Below are 24,729 nucleotides of genomic sequence, written 5' to 3'. Positions count from 1 at the left end.
GGCCGCCCGAGACGACTGCCGCGAACCCCACCGTTTTGCCCCATCGCGCGCTACTCCGGGGCATGCACGAAGCCGTGGTCATCGGCGGCGGAATCGTCGGCTCCTCGGTCGCCTACCACCTCGCGAAAGAAGGGGCGGACGTCGTCCTCGTGGACCGCGAGGACGAGGGCCGCGCCACCGACGCGGGCGCTGGCATCCTCTCGCCCGCGACCAGCAGTCGGACCGGCGACGACGCGTGGTTCGAGTTCGCGGTCGAGGGGGTGGACTACTACCCCGACCTCGTCGAGCGCCTCGGAGCCGAGCAGGACGGCGACCCCGGCTACGCCGAACCCGGGTTGCTCAGCGTCGCCGCGGCCGACGCCGAGGTCGCGGCCTTCGAGGAGGCGATGGCACGAATCGAGCGCCGCGAGTCCGACCTCGGTCGTCCGGAACCGGGCTCCTTCGAGGAGGTCTCGCCCGCCGAGGCCCGCGAGCGGTTCCCGCCCCTCGCCGACGACGTTCGGCGCGCGGCCTACTACGAGAACGCCGGGCGCGTCGACGGGCGACTCCTGACGCGAGCGATGCGGCGGGCGGGCGAAGCCCACGGCCTCGACGTTCGGCGAGCCGACGCCGAGCGAGTCCGAGTCCGCGACGGGAGCGTCACCGGCGTCGAGACCGACGGAGGGGGAATCGACGCCGAGCGCGTGGTGGTCGCGGGCGGGGCGTGGTCGCCCGAGTTCGGCGACCAGCTCGGCGTCGCGGTGCCGGTCGACCCCCAGCGCGGCCAGATCGCCCACCTCGACGCGGGCGACCGCGACACCAGCGACTGGCCCATCGTCAGCCCGTTCCGGGGTCACTACGTGGTCCCGTGGGGCGACGACCGGGTCGTCGCGGGCGCGACCCGCGAGACCGGGTCGGGGTTCGCGCCGCGTCTCACCGCGGGCGGCGTCCGGGAGGTTCTCGGCGAGTGTCTGCGAGTCGCGCCGGGACTCGACGACGCGCGGGTCGAGGAGGTCCGGGTCGGCCTCCGGCCGGTCTCGGCCGACCGACTGCCGGTGTTGGGCGCGGTCCCGTCGGTCGAGGGCGCGTACGTCGCCACCGGCCACGGGGCGACCGGGTTGCAACTGGGCCCCTACAGCGGAAAGCTGGTCGCACAGCTGGTCCGGGGTCGCGACCCCGAGACCGACCTCTCGGCGTTCGGCGTCGGGCGGTTCGAGCGGTGAGGTCAGTCGCCCGACGTTTCTTGTGCCCTCGGTGAGAACGCCACGCATGGAACCGCATCCGAACGCGGAAGTGGACACTCTCGATGCCGACGGCCTCCGAAGCGACGACCCGGGACCCCCGACCCGGCTGTCGACCGATAGGCTCGTTCTGCACCGCGCCCATCCGGACACCGTCGAGTTCGGTCGAGTCCACGACCTGTTCAGGGACGGGGCCCACGCCGACGAGGTGTTCGAGCTGTGCGGCTGGGACGCCCACGCCGACGAGGCCGAGACGCGGGCGTACCTCGACGAGAAGGTCGAGCAGTGGGAGCGCGGGGAGTTCTTCGAGTACGTCGTGGACGTAGACGGCGAATACGTCGGCACGACCTGTCTCGAAATCGGTGACGACGGCGAAGCCGAGTTCGGTCTCTGGCTCTGCAAGTCCCACTGGGGTCGCGGATTCAGCAGGGAGGTGACCGACGCACTCACCCACGTCGCCTTCGAGTCGTTGACGGCTCCCTACATCGCCGTGGGGTGTTTGCCGTCGAACGAACGGTCGCGGCGCGCGCTCGAACGGTTCGTCGCTCGATACGGCGGCGCATACTACGGTTCGCCACCCACGGTTCCGAGCCGAAAGCGCGATGAGAGAGCGGTGGTCGCCCACCACGAGTGGGTCGTCACCAGAGACCAGTTCGATTCGGCCGAACGCGGCATCTCGACGCTGATTCCCGGGGTCGAGTACGACGACGTCACCTTCTGAGGGTGTCTCGAATCCGGTAGTCACAAGAGCGCCCGACCCCAAGACTCGGGTAGCAATGCCCTCGGCCGCGACCGCAATCGGCTTCCTGATACTCATCGTCGTCAACACCGTCGTCGCGGCGGTCGCCATCCGATTCTTCCGCCTGCGACTCACGACGACGTGGGGTGCGGCGATATACACCGCGATATTCGTCCCGCTCATCTACATGGTGACTACCCTCGTGCTGTCGGGGGTCGTCGGCTTCGGCGGGGCCGGAACCGACCGCGGGACCGCACTCATCCTCGTGTGGGTCCTCCCGTTCATGCTTGCGCTGTCGCTCGACATCTTCTGGATGCCAGCGCCCGACGAGGTCGAGATAGAGCGGGCGCAGTGACCGCGGTCGGGACTCCTCGCGACGCCCGCGGTCGGCGACCCGCCGGACCCATCGCCCGACCCACCGCGGTCGAGCGCGCGCCGACGGCGCGCGCTCGACCGCCCGGACTGCCGATTGGCCGGAATTTAAGGCCTCGCTCGAACCACCCACTCGCATGAAGGTCATCGTCCACGGCGGGGCCGGGAGCGCTCCCGACGAACCGGAACCCAGACAGGCGGTCCTCGACGAGGCCGCCGCGACCGGCGCGGCGGCCTCGTCGGTCGTCGACGCGGTCGAGGACGCGGTCTGCGTCCTCGAATCCTCGCCCAGATTCAACGCCGGGGTCGGCGGCGCGGTCCAGAGCGACGGCGCGGTCCGGACCGACGCGGGCGTGATGACCAGCGACCGCGACGCCGGGGCGGCCTGCTCGATGGAGGGCGTCGAGCACGCGATACGCGCCGCCAGGGTCGTGATGGAAGAGACCCCCCACGTTCTCGTCTCGGGTGACCACGCGGTCGACCTCGCCGCGGATTTGGGGGTCGAGACGGGCGTCGACCTCTGGACGGAGAAGACCCGCGAGCGCTGGGAGGACCTCGACTCGACGCCCGAGGGGTCGCCCAGCGACCACCTCGACTGGCTCCGCGAGAAGTTCGGTGGTTCGGATACCGTAGGAGCAGTCGCCTACGACGGCGACGACTTCGCGGCCGCGACCTCCACGGGCGGCCGGTGGCTCGCGCTGGCGGGGCGAGTCGGCGACGTGCCCCAGATCGGGAGCGGGTTCTACGCTGGCCCCGCGGGCGCGGCCAGCGCCACCGGCGCGGGCGAGGACATCGCGAAGGCGACGCTCACCCGGCGGGCGGTCCGCCACCTCGAAACCGGCCACTCCGCCCAGGAGGCCGCCGACCGCGCCATCGCGGAGTTCGGCGAGCTCACGGGGTCGTCGGCCGGGGTCATCGTCCTCGACACCGACGGTGAGGCGGGAAGCGCGTTCAACAGCGACGAGATGCAGACCGCGGTCGGCGAGTAGTCGAGCGACGCGACTCCGGGGCGCGGTCGGTGAAAAATAGCGCGAAATGTCGGTCGTCCGGAAGCCGCGTCAGGCCTCGATGGCCAGCGAAGCGGATTCCTCGTCCTCTTCGGTCGTGGTCTCTTCCTCGTCTTCACCCGCTTCGTCGTCCTCTTCGGTCGTGGTCTCTTCCTCGTCTTCACCCGCTTCGTCGTCCTCTTCGGTCGTGGTCTCTTCCTCGTCTTCACCCGCTTCGTCGTCCTCTTCGGTCGTGGTCTCTTCCTCGTCTTCACCCGCTTCGTCGCCCTCCTCGTCTTCCTCGGTCGTGGTCTCTTCCTCAGGGGTTTCCTCTTCGGTGGTCTCCTCTTCGGTGGTCTCCTCTTCGGTGGTCTCCTCCGCGGTCGTCTCGGTTTCCTCGGTCGTCTCCTCGGCCGACGCGATGGTCAGATTGCCCGACTGGTTGGCTCCGACGGTGTACACGCCGTGCTCGTACGTGCCGTCGGGGAACGAGCCGATGTCGGCCTCGGTGATGTTGAACGACACCGTGGTCGAGCTACCGCCGGGGACCTGAACCAGATCGGAGTCGATCACGTTGCCCTCGATGCGGTAGGACACCTGCTGGACCGACTGGTCGGGGCCCTGATTGGCGACGGTGGCTTCGACGGTGTAGTTCTCGCCCTGCTGGACCTCCGACGGCGCGGAGAGGTCCTGTATCGTGACGAGCGCGACCTCGCCCTCGTCGACGCTCGACTCCTCGGCCGACGCCGAGCCGACCGTCGCGTCGTCGATGGTCACGTTCTCGACGGAGACGCTCTCGACGACCGTGCCGTCCTGCTCGTCTTCTTCAGCGTCTTCTTCTTCGGTGGTCGTCTCTTCGTCTTCTTCAGCGTCCTCTTCCTCAGTCGTGGTCTCTTCGTCTTCTTCAGCGTCCTCTTCCTCAGTCGTGGTCTCTTCGTCTTCCTCAGCGTCCTCTTCTTCGGTGGTCGTCTCTTCGTCCTCGTCCTGGAGCGCGGCTTCTTCTTCGGTCGTCGTGGTCTCTTCGTCTTCTTCCTCAGCGTCCTCTTCTGTGGTCGTCGTCTCTTCGTCCTCCTCAGCGTCCTCTTCCTCGGTGGTCGTCTCCTCGTCTTCCTCAGCGTCCTCTTCCTCAGTCGTGGTCTCTTCGTCCTCTTCAGCGTCCTCTTCCTCGGTCGTGGTCTCCTCGTCTTCGGCGGTCGTCGTCTCTTCGGGCGTCATCTCTTCGACCTCGATACCGGTGTCGAGGTTCTCGACCGTCAGGTTCGAGATGGTCATCTCCTGAACGTCGACGCTCTGGATGGTCGCGCTACCGACCTCGACCGAGTCCATCTGCTGGTCGGCCTCGGCGTCCGCTTCGGTGGTCGTCTCTTCGTCTTCTTCCTCGGTCGTGGTCTCGTCCTCTTCAGCGTCCTCTTCTTCGGTGGTCGTCTCCTCGTCCTCTTCAGCGTCCTCTTCCTCCGTAGTGGTCTCCTCGTCTTCCTCAGCGTCCTCTTCTTCGGTGGTCGTCTCTTCGTCCTCGTCCTGAAGCGCGGCCTCGTCTTCTTCGGTCGTGGTCTCCTCGTCCTCTTCGTCACCGAGCTCGTCGCCGTTCTCCTCCTCGGTCGTGGTCTCTTCCTCTTCGTCCTCACCGAGGCCGTCGTCCTCTTCCTCGGTCGTGGTCTCCTCGTCTTCTTCCTCAGCGTCTTCCTCGGTCGTGGTCTCCTCGTCTTCTTCCTCAGCGTCTTCCTCGGTCGTGGTCTCTTCGTCCTCCTCGGCGGTCGTCGTCTGTTCGCCCTCCTCACCCGCGACTTCGAGCGACTCGACGGTGAGCTGGGAGACGTTCATCTGCTCGATGGTCAGGTCCTGAACGGTGGCCTCTTCGACGGAGGCGTTGCCGCTCAGTTGCCCCGAGAGCGTCTCGTCGTCGGTGTCGAGGCTCTCCATCGTCACGTTCTCGAAGGACATCCCCCCGAGCGTGGCGTTCTGGAGCGTCCCGTTCTCCAGCGTCTCGTTTCGGCTCTCGAGCTCCACGGTGTCGACCTGCATCTCCTCGATGGTCGCGTTCTCGACCGTGGCGTTCGCCAGTTCGAGCCGCTCGACGGTCGTGTCTTGAAGTGTTACGCCGTTCTCCGCTGTCGTCTCGCTCGTCGACGACCCACCCATCGCCGCCAGTGGAACGCCAGCGAGCATCAGGAGTGCGGCCATCAACACTGCGCCAGTCTCTCGTTGCATAGGCGGGCAGTCATATCGGCAGACGCGCCAATAAACCGGACCAACCGTTTCGGACCGTTTGGGGCGTTGACGGCCTATTACCGGCGTTACCGGGGAGTTACGTCACAGGTACGACGGCCTTAACCGCATCGGTGACATGTGGACGCCCAGAGACGTGTCCGGCCGCGTCAGGCCGGTTTCACCACCGCCAACGGCGCGCTCGACCCGTCTCGCCGACCGGTCGGCGAGACGGGTCGAGACGCAAACTCTTTCCCGCGTTCGGGCCAACGGACGGGCATGAGCGACAGCCAGGTCGACCTCGAAGCCGAGAAGTACGAGAAGCACCGCGAGGCGGGCGAGATTCTCGCGCAGGTGCGCGAGGAGGCCGCCGACCGGGTGGAAGTCGGCGCGAGCCACCTCGACGTGGCCGAGTACGCCGAGGACCGCATCCGCGAACTCGGCGGCGAACCCGCGTTCCCGGTCAACATCAGCGTCGACGAGGAGGCCGCCCACGCCACGCCGAGCATCGACGACGACACCGAGTTCGGCGAGGAGATGGTGAACCTCGACATCGGCGTCCACGTCGACGGCTGGATCGCCGACACCGCCGTCACGGTCGACCTCTCGGGCAACCCCGAACTCGAGGAGGCCAGCGCGGAGGCGCTCGACGCCGCGCTCGACCTCGTCGAACCCGGCGTCGAGACCGGCGACATCGGCGCGGAGATCGAGTCGGTCATCGACGGCTACGGCTACAACCCAGTGGTGAACCTCACTGGCCACGGCCTCGACCAGTACCAGCAACACGTCGCGCCCAACATCCCGAACCGGGCGGTCTCGCAGGGCGTCGAGCTCGAAGTCGGCGACGTGGTCGCCATCGAACCGTTCGCCACCGACGGCACCGGCAAGGTCTCGGAGGGCAGCGACGAGGAGATATTCGCGCTCGAACGCGAGGGGTCGGTCCGCGACCGGCAGGCCCGGAAGGTCCTCGAACAGATCACCGAGGAGTTCCGGACCCTCCCGTTCGCCACCCGGTGGCTCGACTCCTCGCGCGCGGAGATGGCGCTCCGACGCCTCAAGATGAACGACATCGTCCACGGCTACCCGGTCCTCAAGGAGGACGACGGCTTCCTCGTGAGCCAGAAAGAGCACACCGTCATCGTGACCGAGGACGGGTGCGAAGTGACGACGGAGTAGTACCGCGGCCGACCCGAGGCGCGGCGCGCCTCGGGTCGGCAGACCGCGAGTCCTGAACAAACAGTCGTTCGAGTCGGCGATTCGAAGCGAGCGGTCGCGGGCGGGACCCTTCCGAAGCGCACAGCGGGAGACCGGACGCGGCGGCCGCGGTCCCTCCCCCCTCCCCGTCGCGGAGACCGTCCCCCTGTTCCCGATTCCGGCGGCGTTACGCGTTGTTCATCCGCTGGCTGGACGTCTCACCGCAGACCGTGCATTCGGTGACCCGGTAGGGTTCGCGCGAGAACTCCGCGTTCTCGCGCTTCTGGCTCTCGGTCCGGATCTGAACGGAGACCTCGTGTGGCGTCTCGCGCTCGCACTCGTCGCACGATTCCGTGATTGCCTGGAAGCCCTGGTTTTGTGTTGCCATGATGACTTTCCTCTCGGTCTCTTCTTGTGCTGATATGAGCATAAAAACCCCCTTCCGTTGGGGGGCGTTCGAACCGTTTATCCCGGTTACGTCACGCGTTTTTGCCCCGATAAACGACGAGAGCCATCCAAACCGTTTATAGAGTCGTTAGAGAAAGTAATGAAACAAAAACGGCGTACAACGGCCGAAGATTTTATATAGTAATAAATTATATTTTCAATGATACGTTCTCAGGGGGTTTCGAGAGGGAACCCGGCCGAAACGGGCCGACGGGCCGCCTGAGGCCCATCGCTCGGTTCGATAACACGTCCGAGCGGGACGGTCCGGCCGGTTCTCGGTGCGTCGAGCGCGAAGCGAGGGGTCTACGCCACCGCGTCGACGAAACCGGAGGGTCGAGTTCGCGACCGACGCGGGCCGCTCGCGAACGCGAGCGGCCCGCGTTCGGCGGTTCGTCTCGGATGGACCCGCCCCGTCGGGCCGCGGTCCGTCCCACCAGTGTCACCTCGGTTAGTACTGTAGTTCCAGTTATACCGGTCTGGAAACGAACGTCCCAGAGGCCCGACGGGCGACGGGAAGCGAACGCTGAGCAGACGCGTTTCGAACCGGACGGACCGGCGGGCAGTAGTGGACCCGCCGGAACCGAGACGGGTCGTCCGGAACACCAGCGAAACCGTCCCGCGACCCCGGTAGCGCCCGGGTTCCGGAGCGTTCCGCCCCCGTCGCGGGCGCGGAACGCGGCTGAACGGTCGCTAATCGGGGATTACTCGACGTGCGACGGTCGTAACGTCGCACTTCGGCCGGTCCTGTCGGCGACGAACCGCCGAAAGCTAAAGCCGCGGGGTCCGAGTCGCCCCACATGGACCAAGTGTTCGCACCGTGGCGCATCGAATGGGTCGAACGCGACGACGGGAACCCCGACGTCGAGTGCGTGTTCTGTGAGTTCCCCGAGCGCGAGGACGACCGCGAGAACCTCGTGGTCGCCCGGAGCGACCACGCGTTCGTGATGCTCAACAACTACCCCTACAACCCCGGTCACGCGATGGTCGTCCCCCGCGTCCACACCGGCGACTACCGCGACCTCCCCGAGGAGGTCCTGCTCGGCCACGCGCGGCTCAAGCAACGCACCTTCGACGCGCTGGAGGCGGCGCTCGACCCCGACGGATTCAACGCCGGACTCAACCTCGGCCGGGGCGCGGGCGGGTCAATCGGCGACCACCTCCACACCCACGTCGTGCCGCGGTGGGAGGGCGACACCAACTTCATGCCCGTCGTCTCGGACACGAAGGTCATCGTGGAGGCGGTCGACGACACCTACGACCGACTCCACGACGCCTTCGCCGAGCAGGAGGATGCGACGGTCTCCGAGACCGGCGCGGTCGAGTTCTAACAGTCGCAGGTCGACGAATCGCGGGGCGTCTCGGTCTCGCACGCCGCCCCGACCGAGGCCGGAACCGGACAGTCGCCGTCTCCGCACTCGACCACCTCGACCAGCGACTCCACGTCGGCCAGAATCGCGGCGAGGTCCTCGCCGTGGTCGGTCAGTCGATACGTCGTGGTCGGGGGCGAGGTCGCGTGGACCTCCTTCTCGACGAACCCCAGACACCGGAGTTCCCGAAGCCGCCCGGAGAGCGTCTTGGCGGTGACGCCGTCGAGTTCGCGCTTGAGGTCGTTGAACCCCCGCTCCTCGCGCGCGAGCGCCCGGACGACGTGGAACGCCCACTTCGAACCCAGAACGTCTCGAATCGCGTGCCACGTACGCCGCCAGTCGTCGTCTCGGGGGGCGTCGGCGTCGACGCCGCCGGAGCGACCGTTCATGGCCGGGGCTTGGACCCGAACGGACATAAACGCCCCCGAGCGGTTTCTCCCGGGAAACCCCGTTTCTGGCGGCCCACTGACCAGTTTATCCGCGTTCGGGCCGTAGGGAGAACTGCGATGTCTGACGACCGCTGTCCCACCGACCGTCGCACCGACTCCGACTGCACGCTCGTCGTCTGCTGTGGCTGTTGCGGAACGGGCTGTTGCTGACCGACGCTCGGGTCGCACCCGAAGAATCGGGGCCGAGAGCGATACACCCTTCTTTCCGCGGGCGCAACGAACGCCCGATGAGCCGGAAGGACGCCGTCCGGCGTGTCGGCGCGCTCGTGCTCGCGGTCAACGCCGGACTGGTCGTCGCCAAGGCCGCGGTGTGGGCGACGACCGGGAGCCTCGCGGTCGGGTCAGAGGCGGTCAACAGCCTCGCCGACGTGGCCTACAGCGCGGTCGTGGTCGCGGGGCTGTACCTCACGACCCGACCGCCCGACTTCAGCCATCCCCACGGCCACGAGCGCATCGAGCCGTTCGTCTCGCTGTTCGTCGCGCTCGGGGTGTTCGCGGCGGGCGGCGCGGTGCTGTGGCAGGCGACCACCGCGGTGCTGTCCGGGGACATCGCGGTCACGACCGCGCCGACCGCGGTCGCGGTGCTCGCTGGCACCGCCGCGGTCAAGTACGGCCTCTATCGGTACTGCCTGCGGGTCGCCGACGAGACCCACTCGCCCGCGCTCCGCGCGACCGCGCTCGACAACCGCATCGACATCCTGACCGCGAGCGCGGCGCTGGTCGGCGTGGTCGGCGCAAACCTCGGCGTGCCCGCGCTCGACCCCGCCGCGGCGGGCGTGGTCGCGCTCGGCATCCTCTACACCGGCTACGAGATCGTCGAGGACAACGTCGATTACCTCGTCGGCAGCGCGCCGCCCGAGGACCTCCGGGTCGAAATCGTCCGGCGCGCGCTCGTCCACCCGGACGTCGAGGGCGCACACGACGTGATCGCTCACTACGTCGGCCCGGAGATCGACGTGAGCCTCCACATCGAGGTCGAGGGCGACCGCACCCTGATGGAGGCCCACGACATCGAGACCGAGGTGATGGAGTCCATCCGGGCGCTCGACCAGGTCGACGACGTGTTCGTCCACGTCGACCCGAAGGAACTCGGCGAGTGGAAAGACGACGAGGAGATAGAGCGACTGGTCGGCAACGCCGAGGAGTGACGCGGGGAGGAGAAGTGACGCCGGACGAAGGAGCGACGCGGGACAGAGGAGTGACGAGCGGTCAGACCGGTTCGCCGAAGGCGTACACCGTGCTGTGACCGGTAATCTCCACGTCGGCGAAGTCGCCGGGTTCGAGGCCGTACTCGGTGGCGTTCTGCACCACGACCTGCCGGTAGGCCTCGTCGTAGCACTTCACCGAGTCGCCGGTGCCCTCCTCGACGACCAGCACCTCGTGGGTCTCTCCGACCATCGAGTCGTAGGCCTCGCCGACGACCTCCATCTTGCAGTCGGTCATCTCCTTCGAGCGCTCCTTCTTCGCGGTCCCGCCCAGCCCCTTCAGGTCGGCGGCGTCGGTGCCGGGGCGCTTCGAGAACCGGGTGACGTTTATTTTCTCCGGGCGGGTCTCCCGGAGCAGGGCCATGCTCTGGGCGTGGTCCTCCTCGGTCTCGGTCGGGAAGCCCACGATGAAGTCGGTCGAGAGGGTCCAGTAGTCGAGGAATCGGTCGAACGTCTCGACGATCTCGACGTATTCTTCGACCTGATGCTGGCGTCGCATGTCGCCCAGCACGTCGTCGCTCCCCGACTGGACCGGCGCGTGGATGAAGTTGTAGAGCTTCTCGTTCTCGGCGAACACTTCCGCGAGTTCCTCGCGGATGCCGTGGACGCCCTTGGGATTGGCCATCCCGACCCGGACCCGGAAGTCGCCCTCGATGGCGCAGATGCGTTCGAGGAGTTCGTGGAGCTTGCGCTCGCCGTCGTCCCAGCCGTAGACGCCAGTGTCCTGACCCGTGATGCGTATCTCCTTCGCGCCAGCGTGGACCAGCGCGCGGGCCTTCTCGACGTTCTCCTCGACGGGCGGGGAGTCTATCTTCCCGGTCGCCCGCTTCGTGATGCAGTACGAGCAGTCGGACATGCACCCCCGCGCGATGGGGAGGATGCCGATGACGCCGTCCAGCACCGGCTCGGCGTCGGGGGTCGTCGTCGGGCACTCGCCGTTCGTGACCGCGGTCGGCACCTCGTCCCAGTGGAGCACGTCGGCGTCGACCCCGGCCTCGCGGAACTGCTCGCCCTGCGCGAGCGCCATGCAGCCGGTCACGATGAGGTCGGCGGTCTCCTCGCCCAACTCCTCGGCCCGCCGGAGCATGTTGCGCTCGGTCTTCTCGACCACGGTGCAGGTGTTGAGGATGGCGACGTCGGCCTCCTCGGGGCCGTCTACCGGGTGGTGTCCCGCGTCGCGCAACCGCCGCTCTATCTGGCGGCTCTCGCCCCGGTTGGACGTGCATCCGTAGGTCTCGATGTGATAGCGGGCCATTCGCTACGGGTCCGTTACAGCTACGCGGCCAAAAGCGCGACGGATTGGTACCACCCAACGGCGCGAATCGGTACCACCAACGGCGCGAATCGCCACCACCCAACGGCGCGGAGGGCCGCGCCTCGCGCGGCCCTCCGCGCCGAACGGTCGGGTTCCGTAACGACCAACACCCGCCAGCGAGCAGTGGGGGGCATGTGGCTTCTGGTCTGGTACGTCGTGCTCGCCGCCGCCTCCACCGCGGTCGTCTGGAAGGGCAGCGCGGTCCTCGAACGCTCGGCCGAGAGGCTGGCGGGCTACTACGGGATTCCGGCGGTCGTCCAGGGCGCGGTCATCGTCGCCATCGGGTCGAGCTTCCCCGAGCTTTCGAGCGTGGTCCTGGCCGCGCTGGTCCACGGCGACTTCGAGCTCGGCGTGGCGGCCATCGTGGGGTCGGCCATCTTCAACATCCTCGTCATCCCCGGCGCGTCGGCGCTCGCCGGGCGGGGCCAGCTCCAGTCGAACCGCGACCTCGTGTTCAAGGAGGCCCAGTTCTACATGATCTCGGTCGCGGTCCTCCTGCTTACCTTCTCGTTCGCGGTCATCTACCACCCGACCGGCGGCGACCGCCTCGTCGGGGAACTCACCCGCCCGCTCGCGTTGCTCCCCATCGCGCTCTACGGCCTGTACGTGTTCATCCAGATTCAGGACGCCCGCGACCTGCGCGAGGAGCGCGAGACCGCGGGCGTGAGCGCCCCCCGGCTGTGGGGCCTGCTCGCGGTCGGCCTCCTCGTCATCCTCGTCGGCGTCGAGGGACTGGTCCGGGCGGCCATCGGCTTCGGCGAGGCGTTCGACACGCCGAGTTTCTTCTGGGGGCTGACGGTGGTCGCGGCTGGCACCAGCATCCCCGACGCGTTCGTGAGCGTCCGGTCGGCCCGGAAGGGCGGAGACGTGACCAGCCTCGCCAACGCACTCGGGAGCAACGTCTTCGACCTGCTGGTCGCCATCCCGGTCGGCGTCCTGCTCGCGGGCGCGACCGCCATCGACTTCGAACTCGCCGCGCCGATGATGGGCGTGCTCACGCTCGCGACCGTCCTGCTGTTCGGGGTCATGCGGACCGACCTCGAACTCACCGACACCGAGGCCTACGCCCTGCTCGCGACCTACGCGGTCTTCGTCGGCTGGATGCTCCTGGAGAGCGTCGGCGTGACGGGACTCGTGCTCTGAGCGCCAACCCTTCGCTTCTCGTGTCCGATTCGAGATCGTTGTGCGCCCGAGAGCGGCCGGTCGGCGACCGGCCGCTCTCGACCGTCAGACCGCTCTCGACCGCCAGACCTCGGACGGTCGACCGCGGGCCCGGCCGCGACCTAGCCGTTCCGCCGGAAGTCCTCGACGATTTCGACGCCCGAACTCGCGCCGATGCGCTCGGCCCCGGCGTCGAGCATCGCCTTCGCTTTCTCGTAGTCGCCGATACCGCCGCTGGCCTTCACGGGGAGGTACTCGCTCATGAGTTCCACGTCCGGGACCTTCGCGCCCCCGTCGGCAAATCCGGTCGATGTCTTGACGAAGTCGGCGTCGGCCGCCTTCGCGGCCTCGCACGCCGCGCGCTTCTCCTCGTCGGTGAGGAGCGCGGTCTCGATGATGACCTTCACCGGAATCGGGACCGCGGCGACGACCTCCTCGATGTCCTCGCGGACCGCCTCGCGCTCTCCGGCCTTCAGGCGGCCGACGTTGACCACCACGTCTATCTCGTCGGCGCCGTCGTCGTCGGCGATGGCGGCCTCCTCGCGCTTGGCCGCGGTGGCGTGCTGGCCGTGGGGGAAGCCGACGACCGTGGCGAGGGTCACGTCCGGGGCGTATTCTTCAGCCTCGGCGACGTAGCAGGGCGGGATGCAGGCGTTCATGCCGTACTCGGCGGCCTCGTCGAGGACCCGCTCTACGTCCCCGAGGGTCGTCTCCGGTCCCAGGACCGTGTGGTCTATCTTGGCGGCGAGTTCGGATTCGTTCATACTCGGAGTGTCTCGCGTGGGCGATAAAAAGGTCGTCTTCGCGTTCGGTCGTCGTCACCCGTTGGCTTTTCCCCTCCCGACCCGTACTCGCGGGCATGGAAGCAAGCGAGTCAGAGGTCCACCCGACCGTCGATGCGGCGGCGGAGGACATCGCCACGATGGAGATTCGGGGTGCGGCGACTATCGCCGACGCCGCGGCCGAGGCGCTGTCGGTGCAGGCCGACGAAAGCGCGGCCGACGCGCCCGAGGCGTTCCGGGCGGAGATGCGCGCGGCGGGTCGCCGCCTCGTCGAGACCCGGCCGACCGCGGTCAGCCTGCCGAACGCCATCCGGTACGTCCTCCGCGGGATGGAGGGCGGGTCGGTCGAGGCGTTGCGCGCGAGCGTCCTCGACGGGGCCGAGGAGTTCCGGACCGGACTCGACCAAGCTCAGGACAACCTCGGCCGCATCGGCGCGAACCGCCTCCGGGACGGCGACACCGTGATGACCCACTGCCACTCGACCGACGCGCTCTCGTGCGTCGAGGCGGCGCTCGACCAGGGCAAGGACGTCTCGGCCATCGTCAAGGAGACCCGCCCGCGAAAGCAGGGCCACATCACCGCCAGAGAGTTGCGCGAGTGGGACGTTCCCGTCACGCTCGTCGTCGACAACGCCGCCCGCCGGTACCTCGACGAGACCGACCACGTCCTCGTTGGCGCAGACTCCATCGCGGCCGACGGGTCGGTCATCAACAAGATCGGGACCTCCGGGCTCGCGGTCAACGCCCGCGAGCGCGGCGTCCCCGTCATGGTCGCGGCCCAGACGCTCAAGTTCCACCCCGACACGATGACCGGCCACACCGTCGAGATCGAGATGCGCGACGAGCGCGAGGTCCTCGCGCTCGACGAGGAGGTCGAGATAAACGGCGACGACGGCGGCGACGGTCTCACCGTCGAGAACCCGGCGTTCGACGTGACCCCGCCGCGGTACGTCGACGCCATCGTGACCGAGCGCGGCCAGTTCCCGCCCGAGAGCATCGTGACCCTGATGCGCGAACTGTTCGGCGACCAGCAGGGCGGCGAGCCGTGGGAGGAGTGACCGAAACGACCGATTGCCCGCTCCGTTCGTCGACCCAAACTTCCGTTCCGACCGTCTAGCCTCCCGATACTTACCCGTCCGGACGCCGTCGTCTCGACGAGCCATGAGCGATACCAATCGACGCGCGTTCCTTCGAGCGACCGGCCTCGCGGGCGGCCTCGCCTTCGCGGGCGTCGCGGCCGGGCAGGACGAGACGACCACCGCGAGCGAGGAGACGACCACCGACGAGGGCGACGACGCCGGACTCGTCACGGTCGAGAGCGACGGGGACTTCGAGGCGACGGTCGAACGCATCCGGTCGGACATCGAGGACAGCGCCGACATGACGCTGGTGACGACGGTCGACCACGCCGAGAACGCCGAGTCGGCGGGGACGGACCTCCCGCCGACGACCCTGTTCCTGTTCGGGAACCCCCAGATCGGAACCCAGCTGATGCAACAGAGTCAGACCACGGGCATGGACCTCCCGCAGAAGATGCTGGTCTGGGAGGACGGCGACGCGGTCAACGTCACCTACAACGACCCGACGTGGGTCGCCGGGCGACACGGCATCGACGCGCCGGGGATGGTGGCCGAGCAGGTCGCGAGCGTCCTCCGGTCGCTCGCGACCGGCGCGGAGTAGTCGAACCCCACCGAGCCGTATTCGGTAAATCGGAATGGGGTTTATCGGGGGCGGGGAGGGAGAACCGACCGCTTTCGGCCGGTCGAACGGCCGTTCGACCGGCCGCTCCCCGGTCCGCGGCGGAGCCGGAACCGAGCCCGACTCGTTCGCGGCGAACGCACCGCTCGTCGGTTCGCTCCCCGCAGGGATGAGACCGTTCGTTTCCGCGTTCGGTCCGGGTCTCCCGTCCGGAACCAGCGCGCGCATGGAGACGGACTCGACACTCGCGCGAACGCGAGCGCGCTCGCGTTCGCGCGAGTCACCCCATGAAGCCCGTCGACGTTCGACGCGCCGACGCGCGATGTCGTCAGCGGGATTCCGGCGTGCGCGCAGTCCTGCGCGCACGCCAGCTAGAGTCACGCCGAGCGACGCGAGCGCGCCGAGGGCTCTCCGGAACTCCCGTCCCCTGACTGGCTTCTCCGAACACTCTCCTCACGGCCCGGAACTCGAACGACGGTCGCGAGAGTCGTGGCCGAGGCACCGAGACGAGCGTTCGCTACGACGGACGGGCAAGCATAAATCGAATGCCGGGATATCGAATCCGGTTTCGTTCGGGAGTCTCGCGTCGCGCTCGTAGGTCGTCGACTCGGGAGTTCGGTAAAAGCGGGCGGGTCGGTCGGTTCACGGGTCGGTCGGTTCACCGGCCCTCGGGCTCGGCAGTCGCGCTACGCCGCGGGGCCGACCGGGACTGGTAGGCGTTGTACGCGCCGAGCGCGGCGACGAGTGCGCCGGTCGCGACGTCGCTCCAGAGCGCCGCGTCGGTCACCACCTCGAATACGAACGGTGCGACGACCATCCAGAGGCCGAGCAGGGCGACCAGCGAGGCCGCGCCCGTGCTGACGGGCTCGTAGTCGTCGGTCCTGATGGCGTTGTAGCCCGCGATGATGCCGATGGCGGCCCCCACGATGATGTCGTTCCAGAAGTTGGCGGCGGGCGGCTCGAACAGGAACGCCGACACCACCAGCCACCCGCCGAGCAACGCGATGACCGCGGAGATCCAGCCGGTGTTGTCGTCGGTCGCTCTCGTATCACTGGTCGTCGTTGTTTCGCTCATCGTTATTTCCCCCGTGTACGAGTGGGTCGTTGAGAGGGTTAAGTCGAACGGCCCGAATCGAGAAACGGCCGTAATGCGGTCTATCGCGGCGTTTCAGGCGGTCGGCGGCGGCCGACTCGGGTGCCGAATCTTCCCCCGACAGCCGCGACCGCAAGCCTTTCGGCCCCGCGCTTCGCGGTTTCGGGCATGGTACTTCCCGAGGGGTTCGCGCTCCCGCCGTTGCCGTACCTCGTCCCCCTGCTCGCGGCGGTGGCGCTGGTCGCCGGAGCACTCTGGCGGTCGGAGCTCGCGGTCTCGGAGCCGACCGTACTCGCGCTGGCCCCGTGGGTGCTCGTCGGGTCGAGCCTCCACGTCCTCTACGTGGTCGGGTGGGTGCCGACCGGCCTCCGACCGCTGTTCGGGACGCCCGCGGTCTACCTGACCACCTTCGCGGTCGCCGGGACGGTGTGGCTCGCAGCGATTCGAGCGGGCGCGAACGTCGAGCGCGCGCTGGGTGCGACCGGTCTCACGACCGCCCTCGCGGTCGTCGGCTACGCGCTGGCTCGCGGGGCGGGAGACGGACTGGAGCTGTTCTGGCCGCTGGTCGGAGTCGTCGTGGCGTCCGGGCTCGTCGCGGTGCTCTGGGCCGCCACCCGGCGCGTGTACCCCGGCGCGGCCGCCGCGACCGGCGCGGTCGGCGTGCTGGCGCTGTTCGGCCACGCGCTCGACGCCGTCTCGACCGCGGTCGGCATCGACGTGCTGGGGTTCGGCGAGCGCACGCCCGTCTCCCAGCTCGTCCTCGAGGTCGCCGCGGAGCTACCGACGGCGGAGGTCATCGGCGTGGGATGGCTGTTCGTGCTGGTGAAACTGGCTATCGCCGAGCTCGTGGTCGTGCTCTTCGCCGACCTCGTCCGCGAGGACCCGGCCGAGGGCTACCTCCTGCTGGGCGCGGTCGCCGCGGTCGGGCTGGGTCCGGGCGCGCACAACCTCCTGCTGTTCGCGCTCGCGGGGTGACGACCGTTTCGGTAGCGACGCTTTCCTCGCGGTATCGGCCTGCCTCATCGGCCGCCGGGTGTGCCATTCTCCACCGACCACGGGACGCGCCGCGAACTCGCTCGCACCGCGAGCGAGTTCGCACGCGGGGAGGCCGGGGGCGCGGTGCGGTGCGGTGCGATGCGATGCGGTGCGATGCGGTGCAGTGCGGTGCGGTCGCGGTCTCATAGGTGACGGGAGTAGCTAGCTTCGCGGAGTCCACCACGACCCGAACCGAGCACCACTCACACCAGTACCCACGCCGAAACCCGAAACGCCGACGAAAACGAGCGTCTCCGACTCCTCCGAACCCACCATCGTTTTGACGGGCGGGTGCATACCGTGGGGGTATGTCGCTCGCAAATCGCCGCCGCAGTCGCCACCCATGGTCGAGGTAGTCACCGCCGGACACGTCAACTGGGACGTGACCCTCCGCGTCGACGCCCTCCCGGAACCCGACGGCGAGGCACGCATCGACTCCCAGCGGCGCTCGGGCGGCGGGAGCGCCGCCAACGTCGCGGTCGCGCTCTCGGGGATGGACTTCGACGCGGGCGTCGTCGGGAGCGTCGGCGACGACGAGACCGGCCTGCTCGCCCGCCGGGAACTCCGGAACGCGGGAGTCGACTGCACCCACCTGCTGGAGGTCGGGGACGCCGAGACGACCACGAAGTACCTCATCGTGGACGCCGACGGCGAGGTGATGGTGCTGGGCAACGAGGGCGCGAACGAGGCGGTCGCGCCCGGGGACATCGATTCGGAGTACGTCGCCGACGCCCGCCACCTCCACCTGACTAGCCAGCGCCCCGAGACCGCCGCGGCGCTCGCCAGCGCCGCTACGGAGGCGGGCGTGAGCGTGAGTTTCGACCCGGGTCGCCGTCTGGAGGAGCGTGACTTCGGCGAGGCGCTGGCGTACTCCGACGTTGTCTTCCTCAACGACCGCGAGGCCAAGACGCTCCTCGACGACGACCTCGAGAACCCCTCGTCGGAGCTCCACGGCCGCGTGGTCGTCATCAAGCACGGCGCGGAGGGCGCGCGGGTCGACACCCCCGACGGGTCGTATCACCACCCCGGCTTCGACGCCGAGGCCGTCGACACCACGGGCGCTGGCGACGCCTTCGCCGCGGGCTTTCTGGCGATGCTCCTCCGCCGGGGCGACCCGCTCGGGCCCGAGGCCGACTACGAGCGCGCGCTGGAGTTCGCCAACGCGTGCGGGGCCTTGGCGGCGATGGAGGAGGGCGCGCGGACCGCGCCGAGTTTCGAGGACGTAGAGGCGTTTCTGGACGGGCAGTTCTAGGGGTCGTCGTTCGAGTGAAACTCCTCGCTACCCGGGTCGCTCAGTTCGCCCGTCAATTCCCGACTGACGACGTTCGAGACGAACTCCCGCATCTGCCCGATGAGTTCTTCGGTATCGCCGTACGAGTAGACGGTCACGTTCCAACGCTGTGAAAGCGAGTCTATCATCGCGCTTCGGACGGTCTTCTCGTGCGCGAAGACGACTCGTTCGTCGGCCTCGGTCGACGCTCGTTCGTGGATGCGTTCGAGAATCGCGCCGACCTCGATGCCGACCCCGAGATTCCGTCCGCCGCGAGGAGCGACGAACGCGACGGCGTTGCTCGCACGAGCGAATTCGACGCTCTGTGTGGCGGCGTCCATCTCGTCGAGCGGAACGTTCGCGTCGATGGCGAGAAACGCGTTCACTCCGGGTTCGACTCGAAGTGCGTCTCGTACCCGTAACAGTCGGTCGAAGGCGGCCTTCTCCGGTTCTCCGTAGTCCTCGTACGGCCCCATCAGGTAAACGAGGAACTGCTGGCGGGCGACGCCACCGAGTTCGTTGAGGAGTCGTTCTCGCATAGCTCCGGTTCGCCGCCCTCTCGGATTTAAAATTCCACTCAGTAAACACTGAGTCAGCAATCGTTAAGTCGGGTCGCGAACAAGATCGAGTGATGGCTCGTTCCGAATCCGACTCCCGCAAGGAGGGACCGTCGCCCCGGCAGATTGTTCCCGAGCAGAGCCTGCTCGATCTGCAGGATTATCTAGACATGCAGAGCGCTCTGGGGAACGAGATCCGCTTTCGAGTCCTCTACACCCTGAACCACGAGGGACCAAAGAGCGCGAAGGACCTCCGAACCGGACTCGGCGTCGCGGGCAACACCCTCCACTACCATCTGGACGAACTGATGAACGTCGGACTCGTGGAGAACCGAGTCCGGAACGAACCCGAGAAAGACGGCGTCTACTCCTACTACAGGGCCAGCGCGATGGGCGAGGCGCTCCTCGAAGAGGGCATCGAGGAACTCATCCGGCGCGACTGGAAGTCGCTCGACCGCTACTCCTGACCGCTCCTGTCCTACCGACCGGCTATCCACCCTCCATCGCCCGCGAACCCACACGCTTTTTCTCTCGCTCCCGAGAACCCACGGGCATGGCGAAGCAACCCCACCTCCTCGTCGAAGCGGGCGACGTGAACGACATCGCGCTCATCCCGGGCGACCCCGGGCGCGTGGACCGCATCGCGGGCCTCTGCGACGACTCCGAGGTCGTCGCGGAGAACCGCGAGTACAAGGTCGTCAACGCCGAATACGGGGGAACCGACCTCACCGTCTGCTCGACCGGTATCGGCTGTCCCTCCGCCGCCATCGCGGTCGAGGAACTCCACGCGGTGGGCGTCGAGACCGTCATCCGCGTGGGGACGACCGGCGCGCTCCAGAGTGGCATCGAGATCGGCGACATGGTCGTGGCGACGGGCGCGGCGAAGAACGAGGGCACGAGCAAGCGCTACGAGGCCGTCGAGTACCCCGCGGTGCCGGATTACGGCGTGCTGTCGGCGCTCGTGGACTCGGCGGAGGCCAACGACGAGGACGTTCACGTCGGCCCCATCGCGAGCGACGACGCGTTCTACGCCGAGACCGACGAGTACGTCGCCGACTGGGAGGCCGCCAACATCCTCTCGGTCGAGATGGAGGCCGCCGCGGTGTTCTCGCTGGCCCGCCGGAAGGGCATGCGGGCGGGGGCCATCTGCACCGTCGACGGCAACCTCGTCGAGGGCACCCAGAAGGGCGAGACCGAGGACGAGGAGCTCCCCGAGAAGGCCAAGAACAACGTCGAGCGCGCGATTCGTATCACGCTCGACGCGGTGGTCGATATCGTGGAGTGAACCGTCTCGGGGTCGGTCGCTACTTGCTCTTCGGCGACTGCCCCGCAAGGCGGTCGGCCACGCTCTCCATCTCGTCGCTCCCCAGCGCCGACCGGACCAGCAGGTGGCCGCCGATGGTCGCCGGACTGATGACGGTGTCGGCTCCGGCGCGCTTGAGCTTGTCGACGTTCTCGCGGTCGGTCGCCGCCGCGACGATGCGGACGTCGGGGTTGAGCTGGCGGGCGGTCAGCACCGCGAGCGCGTCCTCGGCGTCGTTGTTGGTCGCCGCGAGGACCGCCCGGGCGTCCTCGATGCCGACGCGTTCGAGGGGTTCCTCGTCGCTGGGGTCGGCCGTCAACACCTTCAGCCCGCGGTCGCGCAACTCGGTGGCGCGCTGGGGGTCGGGCGTGACGACGACGAAGTCGGCCCGGCCGTCGAGTTCGGACAGTATCGGTTCGGTCAGGTCGCCGTACCCGAGGACGATGACGTGGTCTTCGAGGAGTTCGAGCTGTGTTTCGGTCATTTTTCCGAGTGCGGAGGTGAGGCGTGCCTCGATGGCGGGGCCGAGTATCGACGCGAGCGCGATGGCGAAGCTCGCGGTGCCGAGCACGACCACCGACGTGGCGAACGCGCGGGCGGTCCCGGTCGTGGGGGTCACGTCGCCGTAGCCCACGGTGCTCGCGGTCACCAGCGTGTAGTAGAAGGCGTCGAACATCGTCTCGACGCCGGAGAACTCGTCGGCCAGCGCGTACGTGCCCACGGTGCCGTACGCCAGCACGCCGACGAGCGCGGTGGTCGCGGCGATCTGAGAGGTCGAGAGGTCGACCTCCCGCCGGAACTCCCGGCGGCGAGTCGCCACGATTGGGAGCGCCACGAGCGAGACCACGACCAACGGCACCGAGTACGGGCTCGATTGGACGACCCCCTGCACCGCGGTCAGGGGCAACAGCAGGACCGTCGAGTACCACGCGGCTTCGAGTCGCCTGCGCATCCCGAACGCGCTCGCCAGCATCACGAATCCGGTGAGGGTGCCGGTGAAGCCCGCGGTCTCCTGGGCCCACGCGGGAATCGTTCCGTCGAACAGGTCGGTGCCGGTCGTCAGGCCGATGCTGGAGACGCCGGTGGCTATCGAGAGCACGGCGACCGCGAACGTCAGCGTGATTGCGAGCCGTATGCTGACCCAGCCCCGCCAGTCGGCCTCCATACACCTCCCTGTTTCCGGGACGATAGATAAAGTGTCGGTACTACTTTAGGGGCAGTGGCCCTGCGAGCAAGACGATGGACGCAACGCTTTCCGGCCAGTTCGCGGTCGCGGCGGCGGGTCCGACCCAGTTCGCGGTCGCGGCGGCTCCCGCGCTCCTCGCGGTCTCGTCGTGGCTCGACCTGCTGACCGCGGTCGTGGTCGGTCTGTATCTGGGCGCGCTCACCGCGGTGGTCCCCGCGCTTGTGGCGTGGTCGCTGGGCTTCACGTTCAGGTACTTCACCGGCGTCACGATTCCGGGGTTCGGCGTCCTCGTCCTCGGGGTCGCCATCGCGGGGGTGCAGGGCGGCCTGCTCGGGCTCCTCGACGCCAACATCGTCAACTCCCCCACCGCGCTGGTCTCGGCGCTCGTCGTCATGATGGTCACGCTGTACGCCCACGCGCAGGGCGACCGGATGGGCGCGGAGTTGCCCCGCCGGGTCACGTTCAGCAAACTCCGCGAGCGGAGCCTCTCGCGCGACGTGGTCGAGCGCGTCGGGGCGTTCGGGCAGGTCCGGGTGCGCGTGACCGGCGACGTGGGCGACATCGAGGGCTACCCGCCCCTGCCCGACGACCTCCGGGCGACCCTCCGGGACGGCGAGTGGACCTTCCCCGCCGACCTCCCGCTGTCGGAACTGGAGTCGCGGCTCGAAGAGCGACTCCGGACCGACCACGACCTCGCGGAGGTCGCCGCGACCATCGACGACCGGGGTCGGGCGACGCTGAGCGCCGCGCCCCCGGTCGGCGCGCTCTCCCGGCGGGTGCCGAGGGCGAGCGCGCGGTCTCGACCGACGCGCTCGTCCCGACCGGCCTCGCCCGCGGCGACGAGGTGACGGTCGCGACCGGCGACGACGCCGTCGCCGGGACCGTCCTGAGCGCCCGGTCGGGCGGCGAGGGACCGGGTCGGCGGGGTCCCCGCCCGTGAGCGACCCGCCCGCGCCCACCGACGACCGCGAGACCGACCCCGACGCCGAGCGGTCGGGCGCTACGTGCCCGACCGCTCGCGCCGCGTCCCCGTCACAGCGCGCGACCGGCGGCGAGGGGCGGGTGACGCTGGCGGTCCCGTCGGGCGGGGCGCGGACGCTCCTCGACGCCGAGAGTGCGGCGCTCAGGGTCCACGCCCGCGGCACCCGCCGGGAGTTCGAACTCCTTTCGCTGCTCCGGCGCAACGGCAAGCGACTCCGCCAGATACGGGTCCGGGAGGGCGGGCGACTCGACGGCGCGGCCGTCGGGAGCCGGGACGGCGAGACCGAGGTCGCGGTGCTGGCGGTCCGTCGCGACGGGTCGTGGTCGTTCGTTCCGGACGAATCGACCACGGTCGCGGCGGGCGACGAACTGTACGCGGTCGGGACCCGTGACGCGCTCGACCGGTTCGAGGGGGTGGTCTCGTGACCGAGCCCGTTTCCGCGACCGGCTTCGCCGCCGCGACCGGCCTCGTGCCGCTGGTGGCGTTCCAAGTCGCCCGCGTGGTCGGCCTCGCGTTGCTCGCGGGCGCGGTCGCCGCGGTGGCGGGCCTGCTCTACCGGTCGTACGCCCGCCAGTCCATCCCCGAGGGGCTGGCGGTCCTCGTCGGTCTCGGGACGGTCGGCATCTGGCTCAACACCCGGACCGCGCTCGAACAGTTCCTGTGGAGCGGTGACGCGGTCCCCTCGCCCGAGACCGCGCTCGTCAACGTCACGGCGTTCGTCCTCGGGTCGGGCGCGGCGGTCGTCGGCGCTCGCGCGGGCGAGCGCCTGGCGGCCGACGCGGTCGCGCTCTCGGGCGCGACCGAACTCGACGGCGAGGTCAGCCGACTGGTCCGGACCGTCGGGCGGTTCACCGCGGTCGAACTCCCCGAGGACGTCGAGGACATCGACGGCCACGAGGCGGTCGACCCCGAGACGAAGGAGACGCTGGCGGGCAAGACCCTCCGGTTCCCGCGGGGGCTGACGGTCGCGGAGCTCCGCGAGCGCCTCAGAGACCGCCTCCGGGACGACTACGGAATCGGGCACGTCGACGTGGAGGTAGACGAGGAGGGCAACGTCGAGTACTTCGCCGTGGGAGGGCGCACGGCAGGTATCGGGCCGACGCTCCCCTCGGGGACGGTCGCGGTGGCGGTCCGGGCCGACCCCGCGTTCGGCGCGAGCGCGGGCGACCTCGTTCAGGTCTGGCGAACCCGGTCCGGCGGGCCGCCGAGCGCGGGCGACGACGGGGCCGCGAGCGCCACCCCCGACCCGAGCGCGTCGCCACCGCGGAACTCCGGGCCGCGGTCGGCGACGTCGCGACCCTCGCGGTCGCCGAGGACGACGCGGCCGCGCTCGACCCCGGCGAGGAGTACCGGCTGGTGACCCTGCCGACCGAACCCCGCGCCGACCGGGAGTTCTCCGCGCGCCTCCGGGCGGCCGACGAGACGGTCGGCGCGGTCGAGGTCGCAGACGGGAGTTCGCTGGTGGGCGCGACCGTCGGCGACCTCGACGCCGCCGTGGTCGCGGTCCGGACCGGCGGGGGCGTCGAGGCGCTCCCCGCGCCCGACCGCGTCCTCGCGGCGGGCGACTGTCTCTACGTCATCGCCCGACCCGACAGGCTCCGGCGGGTCGAGGCCGCCGCGAGCGAGTCGGCCAGCCCGAGCGCCCGAAGTGCTGAAGACGAGCGTCCGAGCGCGTGACGGCCGGACGTGGGTGTCCGAGTCTGATCGTCCGTCGCGGAACGCCGACCACTCGCGGTCCGGACTCGCTTGGGTAACCCTCTTTGCCCTGCTGTTCCTCAGGTCCCGACATGGAGTGGAAGCTGTTCGCCGACCTCGCCGAGATCGCGGGTGGAAAGCGCGTCGACGTGGACGCTGAACCGGGCGAGACGGTCGGCGCGGCGCTCTCGGCGCTGGTCGAGGAGCATCCCGGCCTCGGAGAGCGCATCTACGACGACTCGGGCGACCTGCGCGAGCACATCAACGTCCTCCGGAACGGCGCGAACGTCCACACCGAGGACGGACTGGAGACCGAACTGGACGAGGGCGACGAACTCGCGCTGTTCCCGCCGGTCAGCGGCGGGTAGGTGGTCGAGGGACTCAGGAACCGTTTCCAGCGACGATACCCCCCGCTTACGACTCTCTAGGGTGGGATTTACGGCTCAGCCAGAAGTGCTTAACGTCACG

24 protein-coding genes and 2 pseudogenes are annotated in these 24,729 nt (G+C 69.0%); 18 read left to right on the top strand and 8 right to left on the bottom strand.

Annotated features, from left to right (window positions below; all coding sequences use genetic code 11):
• The first annotated feature begins 62 nt into the window (after nt 1–62).
• From NGM10_RS11285 to NGM10_RS11270, 4 genes are all read left to right on the top strand, one after another.
• Nucleotides 63–1,202, top strand: a complete 1,140-nt coding sequence (locus NGM10_RS11285) for an NAD(P)/FAD-dependent oxidoreductase (protein ID WP_253478790.1) — start codon at nt 63–65, stop codon at nt 1,200–1,202.
• Nucleotides 1,203–1,248: 46 nt separating this feature from the next.
• A complete protein-coding gene (locus NGM10_RS11280; protein ID WP_253478788.1) occupies nt 1,249–1,941 on the top strand; it encodes a GNAT family N-acetyltransferase in 693 nt (230 codons plus the stop codon).
• A 55-nt stretch (nt 1,942–1,996) separates the two neighbouring features.
• On the top strand, nt 1,997–2,314 hold the full coding sequence (locus tag NGM10_RS11275) for a DUF7991 family protein (RefSeq protein WP_253478785.1): 318 nt from the start codon (nt 1,997–1,999) through the stop codon (nt 2,312–2,314).
• 154 nt (nt 2,315–2,468) lie between these two features.
• The gene (locus NGM10_RS11270) at nt 2,469–3,320 is read left to right on the top strand and encodes an isoaspartyl peptidase/L-asparaginase (protein WP_253478783.1); all 852 of its coding nucleotides are present in this window, start codon (nt 2,469–2,471) and stop codon (nt 3,318–3,320) included.
• 69 nt (nt 3,321–3,389) lie between these two features.
• On the opposite strand, the gene NGM10_RS11265 is transcribed toward NGM10_RS11270, so the two are convergent.
• Nucleotides 3,390–5,525 carry a hypothetical protein gene (locus NGM10_RS11265; protein WP_253478781.1) on the bottom strand — a complete coding sequence of 712 codons (2,136 nt, stop codon included), beginning with the start codon at nt 5,523–5,525 and terminating at the stop codon, nt 3,390–3,392.
• A 276-nt stretch (nt 5,526–5,801) separates the two neighbouring features.
• On the opposite strand from NGM10_RS11265, the gene map reads away from it, so the two are divergent.
• Nucleotides 5,802–6,698 (top strand): type II methionyl aminopeptidase, encoded by an 897-nt coding sequence (gene map / locus NGM10_RS11260; RefSeq protein WP_253478779.1) that lies wholly within the window; start codon nt 5,802–5,804, stop codon nt 6,696–6,698.
• 205 nt (nt 6,699–6,903) lie between these two features.
• Here map and NGM10_RS11255 read toward each other — a convergent pair whose 3' ends face one another.
• Entirely contained in the window at nt 6,904–7,104 is a 201-nt protein-coding gene (locus NGM10_RS11255) for a DUF7835 family putative zinc beta-ribbon protein (protein WP_253478776.1), read from the bottom strand.
• A gap of 856 nt (nt 7,105–7,960) precedes the next feature.
• On the opposite strand from NGM10_RS11255, the gene NGM10_RS11250 reads away from it, so the two are divergent.
• Nucleotides 7,961–8,491, top strand: coding sequence for an HIT family protein (locus NGM10_RS11250; protein ID WP_253478774.1), 531 nt, complete (start codon nt 7,961–7,963; stop codon nt 8,489–8,491).
• On the opposite strand, the gene NGM10_RS11245 is transcribed toward NGM10_RS11250, so the two are convergent.
• The gene (locus NGM10_RS11245) at nt 8,488–8,919 is read right to left on the bottom strand and encodes a winged helix-turn-helix transcriptional regulator (RefSeq protein ID WP_253478772.1); all 432 of its coding nucleotides are present in this window, start codon (nt 8,917–8,919) and stop codon (nt 8,488–8,490) included. The two genes, NGM10_RS11250 and NGM10_RS11245, sit on opposite strands and share 4 nt — an antisense overlap.
• A 287-nt stretch (nt 8,920–9,206) precedes the next feature.
• Between NGM10_RS11245 and NGM10_RS11240 the strand changes: the two genes are divergently transcribed.
• The gene (locus NGM10_RS11240; RefSeq protein ID WP_253478770.1) at nt 9,207–10,127 is read left to right on the top strand and encodes a cation diffusion facilitator family transporter; all 921 of its coding nucleotides are present in this window, start codon (nt 9,207–9,209) and stop codon (nt 10,125–10,127) included.
• A gap of 61 nt (nt 10,128–10,188) precedes the next feature.
• Here the strand turns inward: NGM10_RS11240 and NGM10_RS11235 are convergent, their stop codons facing one another.
• Entirely contained in the window at nt 10,189–11,439 is a 1,251-nt protein-coding gene (locus tag NGM10_RS11235; protein ID WP_253478768.1) for a tRNA (N(6)-L-threonylcarbamoyladenosine(37)-C(2))-methylthiotransferase, read from the bottom strand.
• A gap of 192 nt (nt 11,440–11,631) precedes the next feature.
• On the opposite strand from NGM10_RS11235, the gene NGM10_RS11230 reads away from it, so the two are divergent.
• Nucleotides 11,632–12,642 (top strand): sodium:calcium antiporter, encoded by a 1,011-nt coding sequence (locus tag NGM10_RS11230; RefSeq protein WP_253478766.1) that lies wholly within the window; start codon nt 11,632–11,634, stop codon nt 12,640–12,642.
• Nucleotides 12,643–12,782: 140 nt separating this feature from the next.
• Here NGM10_RS11230 and deoC read toward each other — a convergent pair whose 3' ends face one another.
• Nucleotides 12,783–13,424 (bottom strand): deoxyribose-phosphate aldolase, encoded by a 642-nt coding sequence (deoC, locus tag NGM10_RS11225; protein WP_253478764.1) that lies wholly within the window; start codon nt 13,422–13,424, stop codon nt 12,783–12,785.
• A gap of 95 nt (nt 13,425–13,519) precedes the next feature.
• Between deoC and NGM10_RS11220 the strand changes: the two genes are divergently transcribed.
• Both NGM10_RS11220 and NGM10_RS11215 read left to right on the top strand, forming a co-directional pair.
• Nucleotides 13,520–14,500 carry a ribose 1,5-bisphosphate isomerase gene (locus NGM10_RS11220; protein ID WP_253478762.1) on the top strand — a complete coding sequence of 327 codons (981 nt, stop codon included), beginning with the start codon at nt 13,520–13,522 and terminating at the stop codon, nt 14,498–14,500.
• Between the two features lie 103 nt (nt 14,501–14,603).
• On the top strand, nt 14,604–15,122 hold the full coding sequence (locus NGM10_RS11215; protein WP_253478760.1) for a DUF302 domain-containing protein: 519 nt from the start codon (nt 14,604–14,606) through the stop codon (nt 15,120–15,122).
• A 676-nt stretch (nt 15,123–15,798) separates the two neighbouring features.
• Here the strand turns inward: NGM10_RS11215 and NGM10_RS11210 are convergent.
• The gene (locus NGM10_RS11210) at nt 15,799–16,215 is read right to left on the bottom strand and encodes an SPW repeat domain-containing protein (protein ID WP_253478758.1); all 417 of its coding nucleotides are present in this window, start codon (nt 16,213–16,215) and stop codon (nt 15,799–15,801) included.
• Between the two features lie 186 nt (nt 16,216–16,401).
• Between NGM10_RS11210 and NGM10_RS11205 the strand changes: the two genes are divergently transcribed.
• Entirely contained in the window at nt 16,402–17,208 is an 807-nt protein-coding gene (locus tag NGM10_RS11205; RefSeq protein WP_253478756.1) for a DUF63 family protein, read from the top strand.
• A 403-nt stretch (nt 17,209–17,611) separates the two neighbouring features.
• Nucleotides 17,612–18,520, top strand: coding sequence for an ATP-dependent ribose-1-phosphate kinase (locus NGM10_RS11200; protein ID WP_253478754.1), 909 nt, complete (start codon nt 17,612–17,614; stop codon nt 18,518–18,520).
• Here NGM10_RS11200 and NGM10_RS11195 read toward each other — a convergent pair.
• Nucleotides 18,517–19,077: a DUF7509 family protein gene (locus NGM10_RS11195; RefSeq protein WP_253478753.1), complete on the bottom strand. Its 561-nt coding sequence runs from the start codon at nt 19,075–19,077 to the stop codon at nt 18,517–18,519. The genes NGM10_RS11200 and NGM10_RS11195 overlap by 4 nt on opposite strands.
• Nucleotides 19,078–19,169: 92 nt before the next feature.
• Here NGM10_RS11195 and NGM10_RS11190 point away from each other — a divergent pair, with 92 nt between their 5' ends.
• Both NGM10_RS11190 and NGM10_RS11185 read left to right on the top strand, forming a co-directional pair.
• Nucleotides 19,170–19,562 (top strand): winged helix-turn-helix domain-containing protein, encoded by a 393-nt coding sequence (locus tag NGM10_RS11190; RefSeq protein ID WP_253478752.1) that lies wholly within the window; start codon nt 19,170–19,172, stop codon nt 19,560–19,562.
• An 86-nt stretch (nt 19,563–19,648) separates the two neighbouring features.
• Complete coding sequence (locus NGM10_RS11185) at nt 19,649–20,380, top strand: guanosine phosphorylase (RefSeq protein WP_253478751.1); 732 nt, start codon at nt 19,649–19,651, stop codon at nt 20,378–20,380.
• Nucleotides 20,381–20,399: 19 nt separating this feature from the next.
• Here the strand turns inward: NGM10_RS11185 and NGM10_RS11180 are convergent, their stop codons facing one another.
• A complete protein-coding gene (locus NGM10_RS11180; protein ID WP_253478749.1) occupies nt 20,400–21,563 on the bottom strand; it encodes an NAD-binding protein in 1,164 nt (387 codons plus the stop codon).
• A gap of 179 nt (nt 21,564–21,742) precedes the next feature.
• Here NGM10_RS11180 and NGM10_RS18290 point away from each other — a divergent pair.
• From NGM10_RS18290 to NGM10_RS11155, 4 genes and pseudogenes are all read left to right on the top strand, one after another.
• Nucleotides 21,743–22,991: pseudogene (locus tag NGM10_RS18290) on the top strand (potassium channel family protein).
• Nucleotides 22,988–23,883: pseudogene (locus tag NGM10_RS11165) on the top strand (DUF8167 domain-containing protein); the annotation flags it as partial. The pseudogenes NGM10_RS18290 and NGM10_RS11165, both read left to right, overlap by 4 nt.
• Before the next feature lie 39 nt (nt 23,884–23,922).
• A complete protein-coding gene (locus tag NGM10_RS11160; protein ID WP_253478736.1) occupies nt 23,923–24,243 on the top strand; it encodes a cation:proton antiporter regulatory subunit in 321 nt (106 codons plus the stop codon).
• 110 nt (nt 24,244–24,353) lie between these two features.
• On the top strand, nt 24,354–24,629 hold the full coding sequence (locus tag NGM10_RS11155; protein WP_253478733.1) for a ubiquitin-like small modifier protein 1: 276 nt from the start codon (nt 24,354–24,356) through the stop codon (nt 24,627–24,629).
• Nucleotides 24,630–24,729 lie beyond the last annotated feature (100 nt).

The organism is Halorussus salilacus (assembly GCF_024138125.1).
Classification (GTDB): Archaea; Halobacteriota; Halobacteria; order Halobacteriales; family Haladaptataceae; genus Halorussus; species Halorussus salilacus.
The sequence above is the reverse complement of the archived record's forward strand: the minus strand, read 5'-3'. Positions and strand labels throughout refer to the sequence as shown.